Genomic DNA, 4,469 nt, shown 5'->3' with positions numbered 1-4,469 from the left:
GTCGAGTTCGATCACCCGGCGCAAGGCATTCGCCGCGTCGGCGAACCGGCCCATCTGCATGTAGGCCGGGGCCACCACGGTCCAGCCGCGCAAATCGTCGGGCGTCAGCTTGAGCTGGGCCTCGATGCGGGCAACGGCGTTCTCCAGCGTCATTCCAGGCGGTGGCAGGTCGGTGCGCTCGTGCAGCGGCTGCGCCGGCAGGTCCGGCCGCCCGAGCGCGCCATATACGCCGAAGGCCAGGAGCGCCGTCGCCACCGCCGACAGTGCGACGATGCCGCGGCGCGGTCCGGTGTCCGCCACCTGCCTTTGTGTCCCCTTTAATCGCATCAGCTCGCGCGCCAGTTCACCCTTTGCCGCCACCGCCTCGGCCGCCCCCAGCCGCCCCAGCGCCACGTCCGATTCGATTTCCCTCAGCTGCAATTTCAGGTGCGAAACTTCAGGGCTGTCCACAACAGCGGCAGTTGCGTTGACCCTCCACCCGGCCCCCGCATAATAGAGGGCGGCGCAGGCAATGGCTGTGACCACAAAAGCGAGCGACCAAAAGATCATGTGCAGGGCTTTGCCTCGAGCGAGGGTGCGGAAACGCGCCCGATCTATAAAGGCATTCTGCCAATTTATGCACCCGCACACATCGATGTGTCGCGGGCGCATTGCCGCAGCCCCGGTCGAGGTCCGCTGACCCCATGGCCGATGGCAGCTACGACCACCTGATCGTCGGCTCGACCCCGCTCGCCGGGCTGCTCGCGGGCCTCCTCGCCATTGAGCACAACAAGCGCGTCTGCCTCGTCGGCGAGCCGTTCTCGCCGTTCCGCCTGCAGCGCAGCATCGATCTATCCATCGCGCCGGTCACCCGCCCCGAAACCCTGATTCTCTTGCGGCGCGTCGCCGCGGAGACCACGCGGCTGGTGAACGGCTGGGGCAAGGGCCTCGTCAGTCGCGTCGATCCGCTGTTCGTCGCCGAAACGCCGCAGAGCATCGCCGCGCTCGGCCATTTCCGGCACCTGGCGGTGGCGCTCGGCTATGCGGTCGAGACGGTGGTCGATCGCGCCCTCGCCGCGGGGCTGATCGTGCGGGTGCGCGATATCCAGATGCTCGGCCACGGCCGCGTCGAGCCGGCGCTCGAAACCTGGCTCACGAGGCACGAGGTGCGCCAGCTCGATCACGCCGAAACCGCCCTCGCCATCCGCAAGGACGGCACCGCCCGCCTCACCAATGGCGACCGCAGCATCGAGGCCGGGCACGTCATCCTCGCCGGCGACGACGCCATCCTCGCCCATCTCGCGCCCGACGCGCTCGACCGCAGCCTCGAGACCGTCCCCGGCAGCGCCCTGCTGCTCGAAGCCGCAAGGCCCCTCCCCGCCCCGTGCGTGAGCTTCCTCGATCGCGGCATCGTCCTCGCGCAGGACGGCAAGGTCGGCGTCTCGGCACTCGTCACCGGCGATCCGGCTACCGCCCGCGCCCGGCTGGGCAGCGCCACGGCGAAATCCGCGCCGCTGCGCCTCGCCGGCGAAACCGTCACCGGCACGCTCCGCACCACCGACGGCGCCCCCTTCATCGGGCTCGCCCGCGGGCTCAAGACCACAATTATCGCCGGCCTCGGGCCCGCCGCCGCCTTCCTCGCCCCGGCGCTCGCCCGGCACATCGCCGGCGTCTCGCCGCCCGACGAGGCTGCGTGGTTCGCCGCGCGCGGCCCCACCCGCGGCAACATCCGGCTGCAGGCCGCCGACTACAGCGCGGTGCCGGCGTGACCGACAGTCTCAATCGCCTCGCACCCGATGCCCCGCACGGCCTCGGCGGCGCAGAACTCGACCGCAAGTCGCCGCTGCAGTTCCGCCTCAACGGCCGGGTGATCGACGGCTTCGCCGGTGACACCGTGCTCTCCGCCGCCCTCGCCGCCGGCATCCAGATCGCCGGCCGGCACGGCGACGAGCCGCTGGCGCTCGACGAATCCTTCGCGCCGCTGGTCTCCTCCGGCAAGGGCGCCGCCCTGCCGATGGACCGCACGCCCGCCCTCGACGGCCTCGATCTCGTCACCATCGGCGTCCGGCGCGACCCCATCGCCTCGGGCGGCCTGTTCGGCGCGCTGCGCCACAAGCTGGTCGGCCCCGCCCGCACCCTCAACCACCGCTTCGGCGATACCCCGGTCGCCGCGCCGCCCTGGCACGGCAGCGCGGTGCCCGAAACCATCGAGGCCGATTTCGTCATCGTCGGCGCCGGCGTCGCCGGCCTCAGCGCCGCGGTCGCCGCCTCGGTCGCCGGCAAGAGCGCCGTGCTGGTCGAGCGCAGCCAGAGCCTCGGCGGCGCCATCCGCTATTTCGGCGCCGTCGACGCCGAGGCCTCGCCCGACACCACCATCGAGCGCCTCGTCGCCGGCCTCGAGGGCAAGGGCAAGGTCACCGTCCTCACCCGCGCCGACGCCTTCGCCATCACCGGCACCACCGTCCGCGTCCACCAGGTGCTGGTCGACGGCGACAAGCCCGGCTCCCGCATCCTCGCCGTCGCCGCGCGGCACGTCGTCCTCGCCACCGGCGCCGCCGAACGCCTGCCGCTGTTTCCCGGCAACCGCACACCCGGCATCGTCGGGGCGCTGACCGCATTCCTCCGCGCCGAGCGCTTCGGCGTCTGGCCCGGCCGCAGTGCGCTCTTCACCACGCCGCACAGCTTCGCCTATCGCCTCGCGCTCCATGCCGCGGACGCCGGCGTCGTCGTGCAGCGCATTGTCGACAGCCGCCTCGCCCCCACCTCGCGCTTCGTCGATTTCGCCAAGGCCACCGGCATCACGCTCGCCTCCGCCCTCGCCCCCAGCCATGCCGAGCCGCTGCAACGCAACAAGCCCGGGCTCCGCGTCGGCTTCGCCGTCGCCATGGACGAGATCAGCCAGGATTCGAGCGCTATCGAGACCGACCAGCTGATCGCCGCCGGCGCCTGGCAGCCGGACATCCTGCTCTGGCTCCGCGCAGGAGGCTCCGCCGCATGGGATGCCGCCAACCGCTGGCTCGCGCCGCGCGGCAGGCTTCCTACCGTATCGCTCGCCGGCTCCGCCGCCGGCCTCCGCACCACCGCCGCCGCCATCGCCAGCGGCAAGGCGGCCATCCTCGCCGCGCTGGGCAAGGCGGCCCCGCCGGTGGTCGACCACATCATCGAGGAAGCCTTCGAGACCCCCGACGCCCCGACCCCGGTCGCCCCGTTCCGGCTTACCGCCCGCGGCAACACCTATCTCGATCGCGGCCCCTCGCTGCTCACGCGCCGCTCGGCCGCGGCCAGCCGCCACGGCGTCTCCGGCCTCGCCGCCCGCCCGGTCCAGCTCGGCCTCGGCGACATCGCCGCCGCCGTCGACATCGGCGCCATGGTCCCCCGCGACGCCGGCTCCGTCGCCGCCGAACGCTGCGCCCTCTCGGGCGAAATCACCGACACCGGCTGGCGCGTCCCCCGGGCGCCGGCGCTTGTCGAGGAAGTCCCCACCCCGCCCGCCTGGCTCACCGGCCGCTTCGGCGAAAAGCCCCAACTCTGGTCCCTCGCCGCCGCCGACGCCCGGATATTCGAACCCGGGTGCCTGGTGTTCGAAAACTCCGAAACCAGCGACCCGCTCAAAGCCATCGGCGTCACATACGCCGCGCCCCGGGAAGGCGCGAATGGTGGCATCGCGATGCTGGGACGGGTGCCTGACGGAGCCGAACTCTATGTCCGCGACGCCGGCACGGCAGTAGCGGCAAGGCTGACGGAGCAGCTGAAGGGCGCCACGATGAACGGGCGGCGCCGAGTAGACTTGAGCTAAGTTGTGGCCGTTACTTTGCCTTGCGATCGGAGCATCTCTCCGATGACAAAGAACAGCCCGATGCCGCCCGCGATCGATACGAATGCCGTGCTTGAGCGCACCATCTCGCGATAGAGATCGACGTAGAACACTGCCAGCAGCATGACGAAGAAGGGGACGACCACCGTACCGTTAAGGAAATCCACCCCACACATCTGAACCGAAGCGATGGTTTCCCCCCGGTGCCACCGCACAAGCATCTTGAAAACGACTACGAAAATGGCGACCAAGACGGTCGATGAATCAATGATGCTAAAGTGCGGAAGGGCCTCGACCAACGATGACGGCACAGCCGCTGCTTCCATCAGCGCTTCGAGTAGTGAGCGACGATCGCGCCGGCGATGACACCGACAAAGCCAACGCCGGCCGCGGACCAGTCAAGCCACTGCGAGCGGCTGGCAGAGTCGACGACATCGAAGGCGCTGACGTACAGCGACGTGAGCACACCAGTCACGGCGACAGCAGCAAGCGAACCGGACAGAGCGAGACGAACCAGGTCAACTACTCGGGCAGCCTTGCGCCGGCGGTCTGCGCTATTGTCGCTGTGACGATGTACTGTGGTCATGTCAGTCATGATCGTGCCTGACCCTATTGTTTAAATCCGTAGCATTAATATGCTCATGGACAACACAGCCACAAGGGGGCTTATGATCGC

The 4,469-nt window shown here is 70.0% G+C and carries 5 protein-coding genes; 2 read left to right on the top strand and 3 right to left on the bottom strand.

Annotation, left to right across the window (positions count from 1 at the left end):
* Window positions 1-549 (bottom strand): c-type cytochrome biogenesis protein CcmI (gene ccmI / locus JWQ89_RS13405; RefSeq protein ID WP_299641801.1); only part of this gene is annotated, 549 nt, incomplete at its 3' end.
* A gap of 134 nt (window positions 550-683) precedes the next feature.
* Between ccmI and JWQ89_RS13400 the strand changes: the two genes are divergently transcribed.
* Complete coding sequence (locus JWQ89_RS13400; RefSeq protein ID WP_299641799.1) at window positions 684-1,748, top strand: hypothetical protein; 1,065 nt, start codon at window positions 684-686, stop codon at window positions 1,746-1,748.
* Window positions 1,745-3,775 carry an FAD-dependent oxidoreductase gene (locus tag JWQ89_RS13395; RefSeq protein ID WP_299641797.1) on the top strand — a complete coding sequence of 677 codons (2,031 nt, stop codon included), beginning with the start codon at window positions 1,745-1,747 and terminating at the stop codon, window positions 3,773-3,775. The genes JWQ89_RS13400 and JWQ89_RS13395 overlap by 4 nt, the downstream gene beginning before the upstream one ends.
* Here the strand turns inward: JWQ89_RS13395 and JWQ89_RS13390 are convergent.
* Both JWQ89_RS13390 and JWQ89_RS13385 read right to left on the bottom strand, forming a co-directional pair.
* Entirely contained in the window at window positions 3,772-4,119 is a 348-nt protein-coding gene (locus JWQ89_RS13390) for a hypothetical protein (RefSeq protein ID WP_299641795.1), read from the bottom strand. The two genes, JWQ89_RS13395 and JWQ89_RS13390, sit on opposite strands and share 4 nt — an antisense overlap.
* Window positions 4,119-4,388 carry a hypothetical protein gene (locus JWQ89_RS13385; protein WP_299641794.1) on the bottom strand — a complete coding sequence of 90 codons (270 nt, stop codon included), beginning with the start codon at window positions 4,386-4,388 and terminating at the stop codon, window positions 4,119-4,121. Before JWQ89_RS13385 ends, JWQ89_RS13390 begins: the two co-directional genes overlap by 1 nt.
* Between the last annotated feature and the right edge of the window lie 81 nt (window positions 4,389-4,469).

The sequence above is a fragment of the Devosia sp. genome, from assembly GCF_028290645.1.
Classification (GTDB): domain Bacteria; phylum Pseudomonadota; class Alphaproteobacteria; order Rhizobiales; family Devosiaceae; genus Devosia_A.
Note: the sequence above shows the minus strand (reverse complement) of the source record. Positions and strands in the feature narration are given on the sequence as shown.

What these genes read in the sequence shown, in the direction of transcription:
- JWQ89_RS13400 (WP_299641799.1), top strand. Translation starts at nt 684, where the DNA reads ATGGCCGATGGCAGCTACGACCACCTGATCGTCGGCTCGACCCCGCTC.
- JWQ89_RS13390 (WP_299641795.1), bottom strand. Translation starts at nt 4,119, where the DNA reads ATGGAAGCAGCGGCTGTGCCGTCATCGTTGGTCGAGGCCCTTCCGCAC.
- JWQ89_RS13385 (WP_299641794.1), bottom strand. Translation starts at nt 4,388, where the DNA reads ATGACTGACATGACCACAGTACATCGTCACAGCGACAATAGCGCAGAC.